The following is a 22,124-nucleotide window of genomic DNA, read 5'->3' on the forward strand; positions in this document are numbered from 1 at the left end:
AAGGGCGGAAACCCTCTAACACTTAGCACTCATCGTTTACGGCGTGGACTACCAGGGTATCTAATCCTGTTCGCTCCCCACGCTTTCGCGCCTCAGCGTCAGTTACAGACCAGAGAGTCGCCTTCGCCACTGGTGTTCCTCCACATCTCTACGCATTTCACCGCTACACGTGGAATTCCACTCTCCTCTTCTGCACTCAAGTTCCCCAGTTTCCAATGACCCTCCACGGTTGAGCCGTGGGCTTTCACATCAGACTTAAGAAACCGCCTGCGCGCGCTTTACGCCCAATAATTCCGGACAACGCTTGCCACCTACGTATTACCGCGGCTGCTGGCACGTAGTTAGCCGTGGCTTTCTGGTTAGGTACCGTCAAGGTACCAGCAGTTACTCTGGTACTTGTTCTTCCCTAACAACAGAACTTTACGACCCGAAGGCCTTCATCGTTCACGCGGCGTTGCTCCGTCAGACTTTCGTCCATTGCGGAAGATTCCCTACTGCTGCCTCCCGTAGGAGTCTGGGCCGTGTCTCAGTCCCAGTGTGGCCGATCACCCTCTCAGGTCGGCTACGCATCGTTGCCTTGGTGAGCCGTTACCTCACCAACTAGCTAATGCGCCGCGGGTCCATCTGTAAGTGACAGCTAAAAGCCGTCTTTCAATTTTGAACCATGCGGTTCAAAATGTTATCCGGTATTAGCTCCGGTTTCCCGGAGTTATCCCAATCTTACAGGCAGGTTACCCACGTGTTACTCACCCGTCCGCCGCTAATCTTTGGGAGCAAGCTCCCTCAGATTCGCTCGACTTGCATGTATTAGGCACGCCGCCAGCGTTCGTCCTGAGCCAGGATCAAACTCTCCAATAAAGTGTTTGATATAGCTCATAAAAGTTTTGTACTATATAGTACGTTTTTGTTAATCGAAATTAACGTTGGCACGCTTGGTTTTGTTTAGTTTTCAAAGATCATTTTCAGCTTGTCCAGTACCTTAATTACGACCGGAATTAAATCTTAACATATTCATAAAACATCGTCAACAATAAAGTTGAAATTTTATATATCTTACTAAGTCAGGGAACTTTAACTTCCTGCGACTAGATTTATATCTTACCAACCAAACTAATATTAATCAACTGGTATTTTTAGGAATATAGTTCATCTACGAAATGTTAGATACCTCTGTCCCAGATAATTTAAGATTGTATATACACATGCAGAAAGTAAGATGGATAACTCACTTCCTAATATAGTTGATTTAAATATATCCCTAAACAAAAGATGATACCCTATAGGATACGATATAAAGTAACTTCCTAATATAACTATAGTAAAAAGTAGTATTCCCTTTTTATTTTCAACATTACTTTTAAATGTAAAGTTACGGTTCATATAATAGCTCACTACTGCCCCCAAGCTATTTCCGATAAATGTTGAACTCCAATATGATAATTTAAGCACTTCAAACAGTAGAAATATGATTGATATTCCTATAATAGTATTTAACACCCCAACAAGAATGTACCTAATAAAAGTACTTGATTTATTAAAGTAATTCTCTATGATCTCCACCATTTGATTCTAAATTCCTCTCCATCAATTGTTGGGTCAAGTTAAGAGTATTAACATCAATACTATATCTTGGCCGCCTTTTGGATTCTTTATAAACCTTACCAATATATTCTCCAATCAATCCAATCGCAATTAGCTGCAATCCTCCTATTAGCCAGATAGATGTAATAAGTGATGTCCAACCAGTTTGTGTTTCTCCAAGAAATTTTAATGTAATAAAATAAGTCCCAAATAACAGGCTAGTGATAAAAGATAGTATTCCTACCAGCATTACAAACCTTATAGGTGTAACAGAGAATGACGTAATCCCTTCAAATGCAAATGACAGCATTCTTTTTAGTGGATATTTTGTATCACCTGCGAGTCTTTCTTTACGGTTATAGTAAATAGATGTTGATGGAAAACCTAATAAAGGAACAATCCCTCTCAAAAACAAATTAACTTCCTCAAATTTTTCTAACTCTTCAACTGCTCTCTTACTCATTAACCGAAAATCTGCATGGTTATAGACAAGGTTTACCCCTAGCCTTTGCATCAGTTTATAGAAACCTAATGCTGTAGCTTTTTTGAAGAATTTATCTGTGTCTCTTCTTTTCCTTACTCCATAAACAATATCAAATCCATCTTTAAACTTTTGCATAAAGTCCTTAATTACACCTACATCATCTTGTAAATCTGCATCAATTGAAATAACACAATCCGATGCTTTACTTGCAGTGATTAATCCAGCTAATAGTGCATTTTGATGGCCAACATTTCTTGCCAACTTTAATCCGTGAACAAATTCACTTTCCAAACTATTTTTATATATGATCGACCATGTCCTGTCTCTACTTCCATCATCAACAAACAGAACTTTACTGTCTTCGGAGATGGTATTAGTCCCAATTAGGTAATTTATTTCCTCTAATAACACCGATATAGTTTCTGGTAACACTTCTTCTTCGTTATAACATGGAACAACAATTGTTAAAATAGGATCATTCATGGTAAAACCTCCAGCTTTATAAGACTTTATACAAGTAAATTTTCCAAGCGGATGACTTTGACTCGAATGTTCTCTCAAGTACCAATTGATTAATATCGCTGTTCTCAATTGGTACTGCTGAAAATATATACATTCCTCCCAAGTCTTTTAATGCTCCTGTATTTAATTCAAGGTTTTTTAACGTTTTCTTTGAATTCTTTTTAAACATATAATGTTTGCCAAGTTCATCTGTGAATAGATAACATCGCCCCCCACTCATCAAAATAGGTACGTATCGTTTTATTTTTCTCAAGCTCTTTTTCAATAATGGCTCTAAATTTGTACTTATATGATAAAGGGTAGAAATTATTATATGTATCAAGAGTGTAAAAACCGTTATATTGTGGTATGGAAGGATGAATACCAATACTCACAACCCTGTATTCTTCTTGTGGCAATCCAATATATTGCTTAATCTCTTTGAACTGCTCTTCAGCATAGAACTCTTTTACTGACGGTTTTTTATGATAAATAACCTCATCATTAAAGCCTAGTAGTATAACAACTTGAGCTATGATAAAAAATGTTGCTAGCGACTTCCAGCTATTTCTATGATTCCAAATTATTTTGAGCCCTAACCCAAACCCAACATATATGATCAATGGTCTTAAAAAATGAAACCTTGCAAAGTTAAAAGTGTCCAGGACATGAAATTTTTTGGTTAAAGGTAACCATCCCTTGTAAAACCAAAACGCATACCAGGCGGATAATAAGAAATTTAATATTAGGAAATATATAAACACCTTCTCTTCTTTCCATAACCTTTTTGAAATAATGATGATAAGAGAGAGAAATAAAACAGCTAGAACAAAAATTCCATGAACTGTCATTACATGTGTATGACCTAACACAAAATTTTTAAATGTTAATCTTATTACTCTCCACAAGGTTAGTCTTGCGTGAAAATATTCATCTCTACTATTTGGCTCTTCATCAAATATAAAAGAGTAAACTAATCGATACTCAACTATTAAATACAGTGCTGTCATGTAGCAAAGTGAAAATAAAAAATAATAATTTCGTTTTCCTCTAATAAAATCAACAACCCAGAAAACACCCATCCCAAATAAAAAAAAGAAAAATCCTAAAACAACACTGGAGTAAAAGGGTAAAAGGGTTAGAACAAGATATTGCTTCCATGTTCTAGTTCCGTTTCTTATATGTAAAAAGGACCATAGAGCAAGTGGCATTCCTAATGTGCTGAGCATTCCAGAAGGCCAAAAAGGTGTCAATGCAAATGCTAATGCAACCCCAACAGAAATAAGATGGTATTCTTGATTTTTTAAGAAGTGATCTTTTAGAAGTAAATACATCCCGATAAAAGCAAATATTCTAGTAATTGTTTGACTGAGTGCATAAGCAACCATAGTGGGAAACATAACATACAGCCACACAATCAAGCTGAGTTCAGTACCATACGCATTTCTGGGAAGCCCATTAATCACTTGAGAGATTGTTGCATTAGTTGAACCTAATAGTTGCCCACTTTCCCTCAAAACCTTATACCAGGCCATATTAGAATCTAAATTGTCATGAACACGAATATGGGCATTCTCTCCTAAAAAATATAATGGAGATAGATATATACAGATAATAAATAAAGCCAATAAGATTAAAACTTTCTCTTTCCTCATTTCTTTAACACGCAACATCCACACCTCTAATTAGTGAACAAATATCTAATAGTACTTATTAAGATTTACAAAATCAGGATAAAAATACTAAAAAGTTAGATGAAAATATTCTAAAGAGAGTTAAAATAAAAAATTTCTTACCTGGTTCTTTTTTCAGGAGAAACCTCGGTTATCATTTCCCTTTGCACACAAAAAAGACCAGTATCTCTACTGATCTTTTTTCTACCTCTTCTTACTTGGCAACGTCCTACTCTCATAGGGGGAAACCCCCAACTACCATCGGCGCTGAAGAGCTTAACTTCCGTGTTCGGATTTCGGCTTGCGATAAGCGGCGAATCTCCGCGTCAGCTTGTTCGTTCAGATCCTCATGTGCCAACTGCGCACATTCCGGTCTTCTCTCTCGGCGCTTCCTTGATCTTCTTGCTTCTCCCAAGCCTCAGGCTAGGAGTTATACTTTGTCTCTACATTTTTACAGAAAACCTTCGGTTTTGGGCAATAGTTTTTTAACACACAAAAAAAGACCAGTATCTCTACTGATCTTTCTACCTCTTCTTACTTGGCAACGTCCTACTCTCACAGGGGGAAACCCCCAACTACCATCGGCGCTGAAGAGCTTAACTTCCGTGTTCGGCATGGGAACGGGTGTGACCTCTTCGCCATCATCACCAAATAATATAGTTTACGGCTTCCGATAAACATCACATTTCTGCGTCATCTCATTCGTCAACATCCTCACGTACTGAAGTACTCTCCGGTGTCTCCTCAATCGATTCCTTGAACTGTTCGTTTCTCGAAACCCTCTTAATATGAACTTTGATTGAAAGAATATATATTCCTTCAAAACTAGATAACGATACACAATTCAATTCACTAAGCATTCGCTTTATTGTTAGGTTAAGTCCTCGATCGATTAGTATCAGTCAGCTCCACACGTCACCGCGCTTCCACCTCTGACCTATCAACCTGATCATCTTTCAGGGATCTTACTAGCTTACGCTATGGGAAATCTCATCTTGAGGGGGGCTTCATGCTTAGATGCTTTCAGCACTTATCCCTTCCGCACATAGCTACCCAGCTATGCCTTTGGCAAGACAACTGGTACACCAGCGGTGCGTCCATCCCGGTCCTCTCGTACTAAGGACAGCTCCTCTCAAATTTCCTACGCCCACGACGGATAGGGACCGAACTGTCTCACGACGTTCTGAACCCAGCTCGCGTACCGCTTTAATGGGCGAACAGCCCAACCCTTGGGACCGACTACAGCCCCAGGATGCGATGAGCCGACATCGAGGTGCCAAACCTCCCCGTCGATGTGGACTCTTGGGGGAGATAAGCCTGTTATCCCCGGGGTAGCTTTTATCCGTTGAGCGATGGCCCTTCCATGCGGAACCACCGGATCACTAAGCCCGACTTTCGTCCCTGCTCGACTTGTAGGTCTCGCAGTCAAGCTCCCTTGTGCCTTTACACTCTACGAATGATTTCCAACCATTCTGAGGGAACCTTTGGGCGCCTCCGTTACATTTTAGGAGGCGACCGCCCCAGTCAAACTGCCCACCTGACACTGTCTCCCAGCCCGATCAGGGCTGTGGGTTAGAATTTCAATACAGCCAGGGTAGTATCCCACCGACGCCTCCACCGAAGCTAGCGCTCCGGCTTCTCAGGCTCCTACCTATCCTGTACAAGCTGTACCAAAATTCAATATCAGGCTACAGTAAAGCTCCACGGGGTCTTTCCGTCCTGTCGCGGGTAACCTGCATCTTCACAGGTACTATAATTTCACCGAGTCTCTCGTTGAGACAGTGCCCAGATCGTTACGCCTTTCGTGCGGGTCGGAACTTACCCGACAAGGAATTTCGCTACCTTAGGACCGTTATAGTTACGGCCGCCGTTTACTGGGGCTTCGGTTCAAAGCTTCGCTTGCGCTAACCTCTCCCCTTAACCTTCCAGCACCGGGCAGGCGTCAGCCCCTATACTTCGCCTTACGGCTTCGCAGAGACCTGTGTTTTTGCTAAACAGTCGCCTGGGCCTATTCACTGCGGCTTTTCCGGGCTATTCACCCTAAAAAGCACCCCTTCTCCCGAAGTTACGGGGTCATTTTGCCGAGTTCCTTAACGAGAGTTCTCTCGCTCACCTTAGGATTCTCTCCTCGCCTACCTGTGTCGGTTTGCGGTACGGGCACCTCTCACCTCGCTAGAGGCTTTTCTTGGCAGTGTGGAATCAGGAACTTCGGTACTATAGTTCCCTCGCCATCACAGCTCAGCTTATGTGACAATGGGATTTGCCTCATTGTCAGCCTAACTGCTTGGACGCGCATATCCAACAGCGCGCTTACCCTATCCTTCTGCGTCCCCCCATTGCTCAAATGGTGAGGAGGTGGTACAGGAATTTCTACCTGTTGGCCATCGCCTACGCCTTTCGGCCTCGGCTTAGGTCCCGACTAACCCTGAGCGGACGAGCCTTCCTCAGGAAACCTTAGGCATTCGGTGGAGGGGATTCTCACCCCTCTTTCGCTACTCATACCGGCATTCTCACTTCTAAGCGCTCCACCAGTCCTTACGGTCTGGCTTCTCAGCCCTTAGAACGCTCTCCTACCACTGTTCGTAAGAACAGTCCACAGCTTCGGTGATACGTTTAGCCCCGGTACATTTTCGGCGCAGAGTCACTCGACCAGTGAGCTATTACGCACTCTTTAAATGGTGGCTGCTTCTAAGCCAACATCCTGGTTGTCTAAGCAACTCCACATCCTTTTCCACTTAACGTATACTTTGGGACCTTAGCTGGTGGTCTGGGCTGTTTCCCTCTTGACTACGGATCTTATCACTCGCAGTCTGACTCCTGAACATAAGTCTTTGGCATTCGGAGTTTGACTGAATTCGGTAACCCGATGGGGGCCCCTAGTCCAATCAGTGCTCTACCTCCAAGACTCTCATTTCAAGGCTAGCCCTAAAGCTATTTCGGAGAGAACCAGCTATCTCCAGGTTCGATTGGAATTTCTCCGCTACCCACACCTCATCCCCGCACTTTTCAACGTGCGTGGGTTCGGGCCTCCATTCAGTGTTACCTGAACTTCACCCTGGACATGGGTAGATCACCTGGTTTCGGGTCTACGACCACGTACTCATTCGCCCTATTCAGACTCGCTTTCGCTGCGGCTCCGTCTTATCAACTTAACCTTGCACGGGATCGTAACTCGCCGGTTCATTCTACAAAAGGCACGCCATTACCCATTAACGGGCTTTGACTACTTGTAGGCACACGGTTTCAGGATCTCTTTCACTCCCCTTCCGGGGTGCTTTTCACCTTTCCCTCACGGTACTGGTTCACTATCGGTCACTAGGGAGTATTTAGCCTTGGGAGATGGTCCTCCCTGCTTCCGACGGGATTTCTCGTGTCCCGTCGTACTCAGGATCCACTCTGGAGGGAACGAAGTTTCAACTACAGGGTTGTTACCTTCTTTGACGGGCCTTTCCAGACCTCTTCATTTACTCCGTTCCTTTGTAACTCCGTATAGAGTGTCCTACAACCCCAAGAGGCAAGCCTCTTGGTTTGGGCTAATTCCGTTTCGCTCGCCGCTACTCAGGAAATCGCGTTTGCTTTCTCTTCCTCCGGGTACTTAGATGTTTCAGTTCCCCGGGTCTGCCTTTATCACCCTATGTATTCAGGTGAAAATACTACTCCATTACGAGCAGTGGGTTTCCCCATTCGGAAATCTCCGGATCAAAGCTTACTTACAGCTCCCCGAAGCATATCGGTGTTAGTACCGTCCTTCATCGGCTCCTAGTGCCAAGGCATCCACCGTGCGCCCTTAACAACTTAACCTTTGACATCAAAGATGTCACTTACATTATTAAGAGAATCACTAAACTAAGCGTTTAAACTCAGTGAATTACTTGAATTGTTTTTCGTTATCTAGTTTTCAAGGAACATAAATCACAGGATAATCAAATGCTGAATGCATTTTCACTCCTATGTGTTTTCTTACTTATTGAAAGATCGGATGATCTCTCAAAACTAAACAAAATACCAAGCATGCCTCATATCCTTAGAAAGGAGGTGATCCAGCCGCACCTTCCGATACGGCTACCTTGTTACGACTTCACCCCAATCATCTGTCCCACCTTAGGCGGCTGGCTCCAAAAGGTTACCCCACCGACTTCGGGTGTTACAAACTCTCGTGGTGTGACGGGCGGTGTGTACAAGGCCCGGGAACGTATTCACCGCGGCATGCTGATCCGCGATTACTAGCGATTCCGGCTTCATGCAGGCGAGTTGCAGCCTGCAATCCGAACTGAGAATGGTTTTATGGGATTCGCTTGACTTCGCAGTCTTGCAGCCCTTTGTACCATCCATTGTAGCACGTGTGTAGCCCAGGTCATAAGGGGCATGATGATTTGACGTCATCCCCACCTTCCTCCGGTTTGTCACCGGCAGTCACCTTAGAGTGCCCAACTGAATGCTGGCAACTAAGATCAAGGGTTGCGCTCGTTGCGGGACTTAACCCAACATCTCACGACACGAGCTGACGACAACCATGCACCACCTGTCACTTCGTCCCCCGAAGGGGAACCTTCTATCTCTAGAAGTAGCGAAGGATGTCAAGACCTGGTAAGGTTCTTCGCGTTGCTTCGAATTAAACCACATGCTCCACCGCTTGTGCGGGCCCCCGTCAATTCCTTTGAGTTTCAGTCTTGCGACCGTACTCCCCAGGCGGAGTGCTTAATGCGTTTGCTGCAGCACTAAAGGGCGGAAACCCTCTAACACTTAGCACTCATCGTTTACGGCGTGGACTACCAGGGTATCTAATCCTGTTCGCTCCCCACGCTTTCGCGCCTCAGCGTCAGTTACAGACCAGAGAGTCGCCTTCGCCACTGGTGTTCCTCCACATCTCTACGCATTTCACCGCTACACGTGGAATTCCACTCTCCTCTTCTGCACTCAAGTTCCCCAGTTTCCAATGACCCTCCACGGTTGAGCCGTGGGCTTTCACATCAGACTTAAGAAACCGCCTGCGCGCGCTTTACGCCCAATAATTCCGGACAACGCTTGCCACCTACGTATTACCGCGGCTGCTGGCACGTAGTTAGCCGTGGCTTTCTGGTTAGGTACCGTCAAGGTACCAGCAGTTACTCTGGTACTTGTTCTTCCCTAACAACAGAACTTTACGACCCGAAGGCCTTCATCGTTCACGCGGCGTTGCTCCGTCAGACTTTCGTCCATTGCGGAAGATTCCCTACTGCTGCCTCCCGTAGGAGTCTGGGCCGTGTCTCAGTCCCAGTGTGGCCGATCACCCTCTCAGGTCGGCTACGCATCGTTGCCTTGGTGAGCCGTTACCTCACCAACTAGCTAATGCGCCGCGGGTCCATCTGTAAGTGACAGCTAAAAGCCGTCTTTCAATTTTGAACCATGCGGTTCAAAATGTTATCCGGTATTAGCTCCGGTTTCCCGGAGTTATCCCAATCTTACAGGCAGGTTACCCACGTGTTACTCACCCGTCCGCCGCTAATCTTCGGGAGCAAGCTCCCTCAGATTCGCTCGACTTGCATGTATTAGGCACGCCGCCAGCGTTCGTCCTGAGCCAGGATCAAACTCTCCAATAAAGTGTTTGATATAGCTCTTAAAAAAGTTGTACTATATAGTACGTTTTTGTTAATCGAAATTAACGTTGGCACGCTTGGTTTTGTTTAGTTTTCAAAGATCATTTGTTTGTCGTTCTCTCAGAAGCGACTTTATTAATATAACATGTAGTCATCTACGAAGTCAACATGTTTTTTCCGTCAATCGAAAGCAACTGAATGCCTACCGGATGACTTTTACTACTATATCAGCTACACATCATATAGTCAACAATAAATTTTACATTAGAAAAGCGCAAGCGCCTTGGTCAGCCCTAGTTCAAATAAAACAATTTGGAGTAGAAGGCGTTCTTCGCTCTTCAATTCCAAATTGCTAGACACTAAAACTAAGTACAAAATTTTATTCTTTCTGATAGTAAAAAAAGGAAGCAAATGCTCCCTTCTCAAATCGTTATTAAGCTAAGAATATAAAATATAGAATAAAGATAACAAACAAACCGTACATAACAGGATGGATATCTTTCGCTTTACCCTTCATCATCATTGTGATTGGATAAAAGATAAAACCAACAGCAATCCCTGTTGCAATGCTGTATGCTAATGGCATTGTAATAATAGTTAAAAATGCTGGTACTGCAATTTCAAAACGATTCCAATCAATATTACCAAGTGATGCTACCATTAATGCTCCTACAATAATCAATGCTGGTGCAGTTACTGCAGATGTAATAACTCCTAGTAACGGAGAGAAAAACAAAGCTAATAGGAATAATATGGCTGTTACAACAGAGGCAAAACCTGATCGTGCACCTGCAGCAACCCCTGCAGAAGATTCAACATATGATGTTGTCGTAGATGTACCTAAGATAGAACCTACAACCGTAGCAGCTGAGTCGGCGAACAACGCTTTCCCTGCTCTTGGTAATTTATTGTCTTTCATTAGTCCCGCTTGGTTCGCAACCCCAACTAATGTCCCAGCTGTATCAAAGAAATCCACGAATAAGAAAGTTAAAATAACAACAAGCATTTGAATTGTAAAGATCTGATCTAAATTCATAAATGCCTGCCCAAAAGTCGGTGCTAAGCTTGGTATTGCTCCAACCACCTTATCTGGTACAGCAATTTGGCTTGTGAACATCCCAACGATAGCTGTAATAAGCATTCCGTAAAAAATACCGCCTTTTACTCCACGAACCATTAATATAACAGTCACAAAAATACCGAAGATCGCAAGCAATGTTTGAGGATTTGTAAAATCACCTAAGCTAACTAATGTAGCATCATTATTAACGATAATTCCTGCGTTTTGAAAACCAACAAATGTTATAAATAAACCAATCCCAGCACTTACAGCGAACTTTAGCTCAGCCGGAATAGAATTAATAATTTTTTCACGTAATCCTGTTAGGGTTAGAAGAATAAAAATAACACCTGACACTAAAACCCCTGATAATGCCGTTTGCCAAGGTACTCCCATTGTCAATACAACTGTAAAAGAGAAAAATGCATTTAATCCCATACCCGGTGCTAAAGCGATAGGATACTTCGCTATGAGACCCATTAACAACGACCCGACTGCTGCTGCTATTGCGGTAGCTGTAAAGATGGCTCCTGTATCCATTCTCATATCAGCCGGCAAATCCGGAATGGATGTCATTGCCAATGTGTTCGGGTTAACAAATAAAATATAAGCCATAGATAAGAACGTTGTTAAACCACCAATAAATTCACGTCGATAATTTGTACCTAATTCATCAAACTGAAAAAACTTTTTCATAAATAGGTATTCCTCCTCAGTATTAGTTCATTAGCATATACGACTATTATCCCCATTAATATCCAAATAAAAAAGCGCCCAACATTACGTGAGCGCTTGACTAAAAAATATTAATGGCAGGTTTAATCGAACCATGCTATTAATACCTCGTAGTCAAGCCATTTACGGTAGCTTGGTAGAAACTTTCGAGCCATATCCTCGACATTATACGACGTATTCCGACTTATTTAATTCTAACTTCATTTTATCAGCACACCTTATTTTAGTCAACAAAAAAACGAACATTATTTTAAATAATGTTCGTTTTGTTCGTATTTTACTCCCACTCAATTGTTGCAGGTGGTTTGCTAGTAATGTCATACACCACACGATTAATGTGTTTAACTTCATTTACAATTCTTGTTGAAATAACCTCTAATACATCCCAAGGAATTCTGGCCCAATCAGATGTCATTCCATCAATTGATGTTACAGCTCTAATACCGATTGTGTAATCATATGTTCTTGCATCACCCATTACACCAACGCTTCGAATGTCAGGTAATACCGTAAAGTACTGCCAGATGTCACGATCGAGCCCTGCCTTTTTGATCTCTTCACGTAAGATATAGTCTGATTCACGAACAATCTCAAGTTTTTCATCCGTGATTTCTCCAAGCACACGGATTCCTAATCCTGGACCAGGGAACGGCTGTCTCCATACAATTTCATCAGGAATACCAAGTTCTGTTCCAAGAGCACGAACTTCATCTTTAAATAAAGTATTTAACGGCTCAATTAGTTGGAATTCCATATCTTCCGGCAGACCGCCTACGTTGTGATGGGATTTAATGGTTTGAGCTGTTGCTGTACCACTTTCAATAATATCTGTATAAAGAGTACCTTGAGCTAAAAATTCAATACCTTCCAATTTAGCCGACTCATCATCAAAAACATAAATAAACTCGTTACCAATGATTTTACGTTTTTGCTCAGGATCTGATACACCTTTTAGTTTATCTAAGAAACGATCCTTCGCGTCCACTTTAATAACATTCATGTTGAAGCCTTCACTAAAGGTCTTCATTACACTCTCCGCTTCGTTTTTACGCAGTAAGCCATGATCCACAAAGATACATGTTAATTGATCACCAATTGCCTTATGAATTAAAACTGCTACAACAGATGAATCAACTCCACCACTTAATGCACATAGAACTTTCTTATTTCCTACCTTTTGCTTCAGCTTGTCCGTTTCCATTTCAATAAAGTTTTCCATAGACCAGTTACCTGCACTGCCGCAAATATTGAAAACAAAGTTTTTAAGTAATTCATTTCCAAATTCAGAATGACGAACCTCAGGGTGGAATTGAACACCATAAAACTTACGATCTTCATTACTCATTGCTGCAAATGGGCAAGAAGTGCTTGTAGCATCCACATGGAACCCTTCCGGAATTTCTTGCACCAAATCACCATGACTCATCCAAACAACCTGCTGCTCAGGCAACTCTGTAAAAAGAGCCGGATTTCCATGCACATTTATTGTCGCTTTTCCGTATTCACGGTGATCTGCAGGAACAACCTTACCACCAAGTTTATGTGTCATAAGCTGCATTCCATAACAAATACCTAGTACAGGAATACCTAAATCAAAGATTTTCTCATCACAATCAAATGCATTTTCTCCATACACACTATTAGGTCCACCAGAAAGAATGATTCCCTTTGGATTCATTTGTTTAATTTCTTCTGCTGTAAGAGTGTGGGGATGTAACTCACTATACACTCCAAATTCACGGATACGTCTTGTGATTAACTGATTGTACTGACTTCCGAAGTCTAAAACTACTACCATTTCATGAATGTTTGCCACCATCGTCACCTCATCGTATATTTCATGCACTTATTAGTATGCTAAAAAGACCATAGTATCCATACAAAAGGTTCATAACCCAGGAAATACACCTATCCATCGTCTAAATAGCAAAAAACTAGAATCCACCTTCATCATGGACAATACATCCATGTATATTACACCTTTATGATGCAATAATTGAAGAAGGCAGAATTCTAGTTACATTACGAACTTATTCTGCCTTCATAGTCGGGTGATTTATGGTTACCCGGTAGAGACTCTCGATCCATATTATCGAGGATATATGAAGGTCTATTAATTTTTTTATTCTATCAATCTCACATGCAATTGGTCAAGATGATGTCCTTTTAATTAAATTTTCCCACAATTCAACTGATTTTCTCCATTCATCTTTTGCATCATCTTGTCTGTACAATGCCTTTTCATAGTTTTTGGTTAATGCCGTCATATGAACCATTTGAAAATACTCATCAATGTAACGCGCATATTCCCTTAAAGTTTGACCTTCTTTTCGTTTAATCCCTCGTCTTTCATACTGTTTTAACAGGGATTCATAGGCTTGGAAAAACACATCATCATCTGATCGATTCTTATATTTCATTACAATCAATCCCGGAAGCCACTTCATTCTTGTTCGATAGACGATAAAGATCAATAAAGCTCCCACAATTAACAGTATATACAAGCCCATACTACCTAAACGAAAATCACCTATGTTTACTCCAGAGTTGTTCGTTGAGGACGCAGTTTCTTCCTTTTCCACTTCCTCAGGCTTTTCGGGAGTTTGTTCAGGTTCTTTTTCTTCTTCTAAAACATTCTCAGGTTCCTCTTTATCCTCAGTTTTTGTTACATCCCTATAATCATTCGTTAACGTGTAAGGATTAACAAAACCTTTCGTTGGTTCAAAAGGTACCCAGCCAACACCATCAAAATATATTTCCACCCAAGAATGAGCATTATTGTTTGTCACAACATACTCTCTTTCATTATTCTCTGCCGTACTTACAAACTCACCTTCTGTATATCCTTTCACCCAACGTGCAGGAATATCGATGGCTCTTAATAAAACAATCATCGACGTTGAAAAATTATCACAATAGCCTTTAAATGTCTCAAATAAAAATTGATCTACATAATCCTGTTCAGCACCAGGAACAGGTATCTCTTCTTTATCATAGGTATATTCAGCACTACCTAAATAATCCTCTATCGCCTTCGCTTTATCAAACTGATTGTCCTTTGATTCTGTAATAGATACCGCAAGCTCCCGAACCCGCTCTGGTAGTGATTCAGGTAATTGTGTATACCTTTCTATAAAACCTTCTGGTACATCTTCAAAAGTTCGTACTTTCTTCATCTCATTTAATGGATATAACGGGAGATCATATGTGACGTCATAGGACAGGAAATCTTTCCTGGAACCCTCATCCTCCTGAAATGGGGAGATCATTTCCGAATTCCGATTAAGAAATAGCGGTAACCCCGATTCAGTTTTAACAGATGTTAAACCAAGAGGATAGATCACATGTAGATAACGATATTCTTGATTAATCGTAACACTGGATTCAAGGCTTTTTGTCTCTACTCTATCATCAAACCAGCTTAGCTCATCCGGAATGGAGCTAATTTCTTCCTGTACTGCTTCAGGATCAGAAGCCTGCCAACCCTTACCCGTGTATACATCCTTTGTTTCCACTCTCCAGTAATGCCTGTCTGTAGATGTATGTCTAAATACTTCAGTATCATCACTAACAAATGATCCTCCCAATGATTCATCATTCGGGCTATACCCAATCCTTTTTGTATCCCCTCCACCTCCATCTTGTTGCCCGACTGCTGTTATAAACGGAACAGGATCAGGCCATTGCGGTGAAGCTTTAGGTGCTAGAATGGCAAGTATCATTGAAAAGACAATGAAAACAAAAAGTGGCATAATCCAACGTAAAGAAGTGATTCGTTTCACTTTAAGATTTTCAAGCTTCTTTAATCGGTCAAAATAAAGCAGACCCAGCATAAAAAAACCAATTAACACGATTCTAACAATGGCATAGGTAGCGTCATAAGGTGTAAATGTGTCTAATACCGTAATATAAACGACAGTTAACACAAAGAAAAATAAAATTCTCTTCTGATATAAAATCCAATAATGAATCAAGTAGACCAAGAGCCAAAGCAGGATAAAGAATAGTAATGTCCGAAAATTTGGCGTCATTCCCATCCAATCTGCACTTGGAATAAGAGAGAAATTAAAGCCAATATCCCGTATTAAGTCACTTATCCATAAGAAACTGAAAAATACTCCTTCGAAATATAGTCCATGCAGCATAAACATAATGATGAACATCTTCACAGGAAATGTAATATACCAGTTCGTATGAAAAAACGTCATGAGAAAGCTGACACCAATAAAAAACACAAAGATAAAAGTATTTCCCGTATCGGTAAATGCATTTAGAGGTCTCAACCATTCCCATAACAAAATAAACGCAAACATATAGTATAAAAGAGCAACTGATTTTCCCTCAAAACTATTAGATGTCTTCACGGGCTGCTCACCTCTTTATAGTTTTGATCTTTCACAATTTGAAGTTGAATTTGACGTTGAGCCAACCTCTCGACTAACACATTTTCCTCTTTGGAGAGATTTTCATTTTTTTCTTTTACAAGGTATAAGATAAACATTCGTTGCTGTCCTGACAACAACTCCAATTTTCTGGTTAGATCAAGGGAAAGATTTGATGTAACAACAATGCTGGTAGATTGCTTTACCTCCGTATTCAATCTATTTTCCTCTAAGACAGTGGCAAAGGAGGTTTTACTTTCACAATCAACCTTGGCTAAATGATAGAATAAATTCCTTCTATGTTGTTCATCCAATTGCATTGGAAAAACTTGTGATTGCTCTCCAACCGAAACAAACCCTACTCTCGCTCCGCTTTTTGTAATAGCTTGAATCAGAGAGGCTGCATAAGATACAGCCGTTTCAAATAATGGCGAAGGGGTACGATCAAAAAAGATAACCACATCATGGCTTTGCATTTGTTCGAACTCTTTTGTCATAATTGAATCTCTTCTAGCTGTTGCCTTCCAATCAATCCATGCGAACTTGTCACCCGGTTGGTATTCCCTGACTCCTACTGCCATTGTTGAATCCTGCCAATATTTTGTTAAGGTTGATGCCGCCCCCTGTTCATATTGCTTTTGATTTGAATGATAGACAAGGTCAACAGTTGAAGGATACACTAAGAAATAATTTTCCGCCTCTACTGTTATTTCTTTTTCAATCAACCCAAAAAGATCTCCTGTTCTGAGACGAATTGATCTAAAATGATGTTCACCACGCGGCATCTCAAGAAGAGCATAACTAAATGACATTGTTTTATTAAACCAAGGGAAAAAGAGTTTCTTAGGCTCTTCCAATCTTTTCACACCCATTAGCTTTTCAGTTAATTCATCTTCAACAAGTAAGTAAAATAGCGGGAAGGGAAATGATCGCTTAATTGTAATTGTGCCAATTAATCGCTGGCCAACCGAAAATTGATCCTGATTAATTCGTCTCGTAACCCGGAATGAACGAATAGGGTAAATCATTAATAAAAGGGAGTAAATAGCAAAGGGAAGAAAGCTGTAAAATAAAAACCAGCTTACAAACCCACCTTGAAACATCGCATAACTAAACGCAATCAACGTAAAAAACAAGAGGGAAACAACCTTCCAGCCAGCCTTTAAACTCTTTAGGACATCACTCATTTACTTACTCATTGCCCTTTGCACTGGCACAGGCGTTTTTGAAATAATTTCCTTCACAATATCATCAGCACTTTTCCCTTCAAACTTGGCTTCCGGCCTCAAAATAATCCTGTGAGCTAATGTAAAAGGAGCTAAATACTGAATATCATCAGGAATAATATAATCACGTCCCACAATAAACGCATACGCCTGGGCAGCCTTCATTAATGCAATAGAAGCACGGGGACTGGCCCCTAGATAAACAGATGGGTGCAACCTTGATTTTGATGTCAAATCGATAATATAATTTTTAATCGTCCCATCAACATAGACAAATTGCATTTCATTTTGAAGTTCTACCAGCTCTTCTTTTGTAATCACACTATCAATTTTATGAATAGGTCTCTCTCTTTCAGCTAAGGTTAATACCTCTAATTCTTCAGCCTTTGTTGGGTAACCCATTCTAAGCTTAAATAAAAAACGGTCTAACTGGGCTTCCGGCAATGGATATGTTCCTTCATAATCAACTGGATTTTGAGTCGCCATTACAAAAAACGGTTTAGTAAGAACTCTGGTTACACCGTCTACTGTAATACTTCCTTCCTCCATTCCTTCAAGAAGTGCTGATTGAGTCTTTGGAGAGGTACGGTTAATTTCGTCCGCTAATATGATATTCCCAAAAATAGGACCTTCCCGAAATTCAAACTTTAATTCCTTTGGATTATAAATCGACACCCCAGTTACGTCTGAGGGCAATAAATCCGGTGTAAACTGTATTCTTTTGAATTCAGCACCTATTGATTTAGAAAGCGCACGAACCATCATTGTTTTTCCGACACCTGGAACATCCTCTAATAGAACATGTCCATTTGCCAGAATGGCCACCAGACTTAAAATACTTACATCTCTTTTACCAACCATAACATTTTCTATATTTTGAATAACTCGACCGAGTTTTGGATGCATTTCTTCAATTTGAGACATCATTTTCCTCCTACGGTGAAATTCTATCTATCTTCTATTATAGTATTCTTTAGAAACGAAGCGAAACCCTTTTGCATTTAGTAATATGTACTACAAAAAAAGTGTCCCATTGAACTAATCAACTAAGACACTAATAGTAAGGAGTTTATCCTAGGCACATCATTCCAATTCGACTTGTACAGGAAATGTTAACGTAATAACAGTCCCTTCACCGACCTGTGAACTTACATGAATATCACCGTTATGCAGTTTTACAATTTCCTTCGCAATACTCATGCCAAGCCCTGCCCCGTCCACTTTCTCCTCCGTATTTGTTCCGCGATAATAACGGTCAAATAGTTTTTCCTTCATCTCTTCTTCCATGCCAACCCCATTGTCCTTAATCTTTATTGCTATTGAATCTGGATACGTTCCCCTTTTAATAATAAGCGTAATGATTGTACTTGTCGGGTTATGCTTTATAGCATTCATTATCAGGTTATCAAAGATTCGTTCAAACCATTTTCTTGAAATAGTTAATTGTACATGATCCACTTCTTCAACTAGTGAGAGATTTACTCCCAACAGTGTACGATCTTCCTTATACTTTGAAACAATATCTCTAAGAAATATGTTTATATTAACCTCTTCCTTTGACACCTCTAAAGCATTATTTTTCAATTGGAACGCAAGAGAGAAATCTTCAACAAGTCCGAGCATATATTCTCCCTTTTCGCGAATGACCTTGCCCATATCCTTAATCTCAAGCCTAGACCATTCATACTTTTCACTTTCTAATAAATGCCCATATCCTTGTACTGTTGATAAGGGAGTTCGTAAGTCGTGCGAGATCCCCGTCATCCACTCTTCCCTTGTTTGGTCAAGACGTTTTCTTTCTTTCTCCGCTGAGCTTAATCTTTCTGCCATACTATAAAAAGCTTGAAAAACCTCCTGATATAAACGATACCTTGTCCTTACCTTCCCACTTTTCCGAAAGATTCTTTTCCTTTCTCTTTCAGTTAGAACTTCTTGATATTGTCCTTGTTCCATTCTTCCTAGCCAACTAGTAAAGATTACGATCGGACGTCCATATCGAAACCCGTGCCAAACAGCAATACTAATTGTAATCACCAAAACAATGATTGCCACCACTATAAACGCGATTAAAAGATTTCGGAAAAACGTTGGATTAGAATATTCCTTTGTTAACTTATTTTTCGAATGTAAAACCCATGTGAAATTTGATTTTTCATCGGAGATTACAGATATCTTTGTTGGATACATACCTTGATCTATTCTTCTTGATAAGATTTCAAGAGGTTTATATTCCTGAATTTCAAGCATCCTACCAAACCTTTGTATAATTTCCCCATTTACATCAACGATATGTAATGTTTCATCCTCTTTTAGGAGTTCGTTGTTAACCTTTTTTATATGACTGCTTTCAATTTCTCCATCTTGACTGTACTTGTTCATAAGAGCGATTAGATGTTCATAGGAAGGATCTTTGTATCCTAACAAATAATAATAGGGGTCAGAAAATGAAAACGTATCAATTTCAGTATAAACATGATAATCTCTAAAGCGATTTTCCTCATCAATTTTTAATAACTCATTAAATGAGTACGATTTTGGAACATTTGCCGGAGTATTACTAGAAGCAATTTCATTTCCATCTTCATTGATAATTTGAAACCACATTTCTTGCTTTTTCAATTCCTCGTTCCAGCCTTTACTAATCGTTGCTTCACCATCTACAATATTAATCTCAGTAGCAAGTGAACTTAATGCACCTGCAGGAAAACTGCGCTTCATATCTTCATTTGCAATAAACCAAAATAACAATATAACAAGTCCTACAACTATCACGCTTAACAGCAACGCTATGGCAAAGTATTGGATGATAAAGTGAAATGTTAATCTTCTCTTTACGACTCTCACATTTCTCTCTCCTTGACGAGCTTATATCCCAGACCTCTCACTGTTTTTAAGTATTTCGGATTGCTTGGGTCTACTTCGATTTTCTCCCTTAACTTATGAATGTGGACAGTTACTGTGTTATCATCTACGTATCTTTCAAATCCCCAAACGGTTTCTAATAATTTTTGTTTGGAAATAACAATATTCGGATTTTGGCAGAAATAGATCAACAGATAAAATACCTGTGCCGGACACTGCACTACGTTTCCGTCTACAAGTAATTCCCCTGCATCAACATCAACACTAAACCTTCCAAACTCAAATCGATTTGAGTTTTTCTTTAGATTTTTGTCCATTCTCTTAGGCGACTCTCTCCTTCTTAGAGTCGCTTTAATCCGAGCTGCAATCTCCAGAGGGTTAAAAGGTTTTGTTACATAATCATCTCCCCCAATTGCAAAGCCGGTCAGGACATCTAAATCCGATACTTTCGCTGTTAAAAACAAAATATAAGCATCAGATATCTCCCTGATTTTCGGACATAATTCAAAGCCGGATAAATCCGGCAGCATCACATCAAGTACAATAAAATCTATCGGATAATTTTGAATGATCTTTAACGCATCATGTGCTGTGTGTGCAGTATAAATATTCGTAAATCCTTCTTTTCCTAACACCATTTCAACCATTTTCACAATTGATGTTTCGTCATCAACCAATAATATATTTGCTTCTTGCACCAAATCTCACCTCAGGACGATCGTAACATACAAACATTACCAAAACATTAATTTCCCTTATTAAAAATTAAGTATCTGTTAATCTTCTCTTTTCGTTGAGTTAAGGCTGTATAGATATTCTAAAAGTACAAATGATCAAAAGGAGATTTATTATGAAGACTACTGCACATAACAGAATTGATATGATTGACGCAATGAGAGGTGCAAGTTTGTTTGGAATTTTACTAGCAAATATGCTCATTTTTCAATATGGGATATGGGGAAAAGATGAGATTAGCTTTTACTCTCTTTCACAAGCTAATCATACAGCCTATCATGTTATAAAAATTGCCATTGAGGGGAGCTTTATGCCAATCTTCACCTTCTTATTTGGCTTTTCACTGGTAAAAATGAAAGAAAAATTGGAAGGCAAAGCCCTCAAATATAAGCGCTACTTTGTCAGGAGATTTCTTGCACTTTTACTACTAGGTATTTTGCATGGTACATATCTATGGGAGGGAGATATTTTAACCTTTTACGGAATGATGGGGTTCTTTTTATTACTTTTCTTAAACCGAAAAAGTAACACCATTCTCATCTGGGCAGTCATATTACTTTGTTTGACGTCCTTATTAGGCTATGGAGGTTATGAAGAAACGAAGAAAGAACAAAAGCAGATGGAGACCTATGTGAGAGATACAATCGACATCTACAGCACAGGAACTTATTCGGAAATTAAAGAACACCGTAACAATGAGATACCATTAGACATATCAGATGGATTATTTCTCTTCATTCTAGCCCTGGCTCCATTAATTTCTGCACCACTATTCTTACTAGGAATTTATAGCGCTAAAATAGAGTTATTTACAATGCCCCAATTAGAAAAAAAGCAATACAAACTTGGCTCGATTTTAGTACCTGTCGGTTTGGTATTAAAAAGTTGTTCACTCTTTTTCCCTGATTTCAATTGGTCAGAGGTCTTCAGTTTCATAGGAGCGAACTTATTATCAATTGGTTACATCTTTTTATTTGCTTTTCTTTTTACCCTTTCAAAAGAGGGAATGATTAAAAAGGCATTCATAAGTGTCGGAAAGCTTTCTCTAACAAATTACCTTATGCAAACAATCATTTGTACAACAATCTATTATGGATATGGCTTTGGATATTTTGGAAAGTCCTCTGTAATTGAAGGCATTACCCTTGCAATAGGTATATTTATAATTCAAATGATTGCTAGTACATTATATCTTAGAATAGCTAAACAGGGTCCTATCGAGAGGGTTTTGAGAATTGTTACAAATTTCTCTATAAAAGGCCCAAATAACAAAAAACAAACAGTATCAATGTAGTTTAATGTGAAAGTG

10 protein-coding genes, 4 rRNA genes, 1 pseudogene and 2 riboswitches (1 of these 17 cut by a window edge) are annotated in these 22,124 nt (G+C 40.1%); of the genes and pseudogenes, 1 reads left to right on the forward strand and 14 read right to left on the reverse strand.

Features of this window, described 5'->3' with window-relative positions; genetic code table 11:
- The 14 genes and pseudogenes from AC0L8O_RS21060 to AC0L8O_RS21125 form a co-directional block, all read right to left on the reverse strand.
- Positions 1-858, reverse strand: a 16S ribosomal RNA gene (locus AC0L8O_RS21060); it reaches 693 nt to the left of the window's first position.
- A gap of 288 nt (positions 859-1,146) precedes the next feature.
- Positions 1,147-1,563, reverse strand: coding sequence for a GtrA family protein (locus tag AC0L8O_RS21065; protein ID WP_473445116.1), 417 nt, complete (start codon positions 1,561-1,563; stop codon positions 1,147-1,149).
- Positions 1,535-2,548 carry a glycosyltransferase family 2 protein gene (locus AC0L8O_RS21070; protein WP_473445118.1) on the reverse strand — a complete coding sequence of 338 codons (1,014 nt, stop codon included), beginning with the start codon at positions 2,546-2,548 and terminating at the stop codon, positions 1,535-1,537. The genes AC0L8O_RS21065 and AC0L8O_RS21070 overlap by 29 nt, the downstream gene beginning before the upstream one ends.
- Before the next feature lie 16 nt (positions 2,549-2,564).
- Positions 2,565-4,239: pseudogene (locus tag AC0L8O_RS21075) on the reverse strand (DUF6044 family protein).
- Between the two features lie 536 nt (positions 4,240-4,775).
- Positions 4,776-4,891, reverse strand: a 5S ribosomal RNA gene (gene rrf / locus AC0L8O_RS21080).
- A 220-nt stretch (positions 4,892-5,111) separates the two neighbouring features.
- Positions 5,112-8,040 (reverse strand): 23S ribosomal RNA (locus tag AC0L8O_RS21085).
- Positions 8,041-8,267: 227 nt separating this feature from the next.
- A 16S ribosomal RNA gene (locus AC0L8O_RS21090) occupies positions 8,268-9,818 on the reverse strand.
- The 16S, 23S and 5S rRNA genes sit together here, the layout of an rRNA operon.
- Positions 9,819-10,248: 430 nt before the next feature.
- The gene (locus AC0L8O_RS21095) at positions 10,249-11,571 is read right to left on the reverse strand and encodes an NCS2 family permease (protein WP_473445120.1); all 1,323 of its coding nucleotides are present in this window, start codon (positions 11,569-11,571) and stop codon (positions 10,249-10,251) included.
- Between the two features lie 130 nt (positions 11,572-11,701).
- A riboswitch (purine riboswitch) is annotated at positions 11,702-11,803 on the reverse strand.
- Between the two features lie 84 nt (positions 11,804-11,887).
- Complete coding sequence (guaA, locus tag AC0L8O_RS21100; RefSeq protein WP_473445122.1) at positions 11,888-13,429, reverse strand: glutamine-hydrolyzing GMP synthase; 1,542 nt, start codon at positions 13,427-13,429, stop codon at positions 11,888-11,890.
- Between the two features lie 205 nt (positions 13,430-13,634).
- A riboswitch (purine riboswitch) is annotated at positions 13,635-13,736 on the reverse strand.
- A gap of 24 nt (positions 13,737-13,760) precedes the next feature.
- Complete coding sequence (locus AC0L8O_RS21105; RefSeq protein WP_473445124.1) at positions 13,761-15,974, reverse strand: transglutaminase TgpA family protein; 2,214 nt, start codon at positions 15,972-15,974, stop codon at positions 13,761-13,763.
- Complete coding sequence (locus AC0L8O_RS21110) at positions 15,971-17,179, reverse strand: DUF58 domain-containing protein (RefSeq protein WP_473445126.1); 1,209 nt, start codon at positions 17,177-17,179, stop codon at positions 15,971-15,973. Before AC0L8O_RS21110 ends, AC0L8O_RS21105 begins: the two co-directional genes overlap by 4 nt.
- The gene (locus AC0L8O_RS21115; protein ID WP_026561957.1) at positions 17,180-18,142 is read right to left on the reverse strand and encodes an AAA family ATPase; all 963 of its coding nucleotides are present in this window, start codon (positions 18,140-18,142) and stop codon (positions 17,180-17,182) included.
- Between the two features lie 159 nt (positions 18,143-18,301).
- Positions 18,302-20,062 carry a sensor histidine kinase gene (locus AC0L8O_RS21120; protein ID WP_473445128.1) on the reverse strand — a complete coding sequence of 587 codons (1,761 nt, stop codon included), beginning with the start codon at positions 20,060-20,062 and terminating at the stop codon, positions 18,302-18,304.
- On the reverse strand, positions 20,059-20,778 hold the full coding sequence (locus AC0L8O_RS21125; RefSeq protein ID WP_473445129.1) for a response regulator transcription factor: 720 nt from the start codon (positions 20,776-20,778) through the stop codon (positions 20,059-20,061). Before AC0L8O_RS21125 ends, AC0L8O_RS21120 begins: the two co-directional genes overlap by 4 nt.
- Before the next feature lie 152 nt (positions 20,779-20,930).
- Here AC0L8O_RS21125 and AC0L8O_RS21130 point away from each other — a divergent pair, with 152 nt between their 5' ends.
- A complete protein-coding gene (locus tag AC0L8O_RS21130) occupies positions 20,931-22,109 on the forward strand; it encodes a DUF418 domain-containing protein (protein WP_473445131.1) in 1,179 nt (392 codons plus the stop codon).
- Positions 22,110-22,124: the final 15 nt, after the last annotated feature.

It is taken from the genome of Metabacillus sp. KJ11-3, from assembly GCF_055808295.1.

Coding starts and splice junctions, on each gene's coding strand:
- AC0L8O_RS21065 (WP_473445116.1), bottom strand. CDS start 1,563: ATGGTGGAGATCATAGAGAATTACTTTAATAAATCAAGTACTTTTATT.
- AC0L8O_RS21070 (WP_473445118.1), bottom strand. CDS start 2,548: ATGAATGATCCTATTTTAACAATTGTTGTTCCATGTTATAACGAAGAA.
- AC0L8O_RS21095 (WP_473445120.1), bottom strand. CDS start 11,571: ATGAAAAAGTTTTTTCAGTTTGATGAATTAGGTACAAATTATCGACGT.
- guaA (WP_473445122.1), bottom strand. CDS start 13,429: ATGGTGGCAAACATTCATGAAATGGTAGTAGTTTTAGACTTCGGAAGT.
- AC0L8O_RS21110 (WP_473445126.1), bottom strand. CDS start 17,179: ATGAGTGATGTCCTAAAGAGTTTAAAGGCTGGCTGGAAGGTTGTTTCC.
- AC0L8O_RS21115 (WP_026561957.1), bottom strand. CDS start 18,142: ATGTCTCAAATTGAAGAAATGCATCCAAAACTCGGTCGAGTTATTCAA.
- AC0L8O_RS21130 (WP_473445131.1), top strand. CDS start 20,931: ATGAAGACTACTGCACATAACAGAATTGATATGATTGACGCAATGAGA.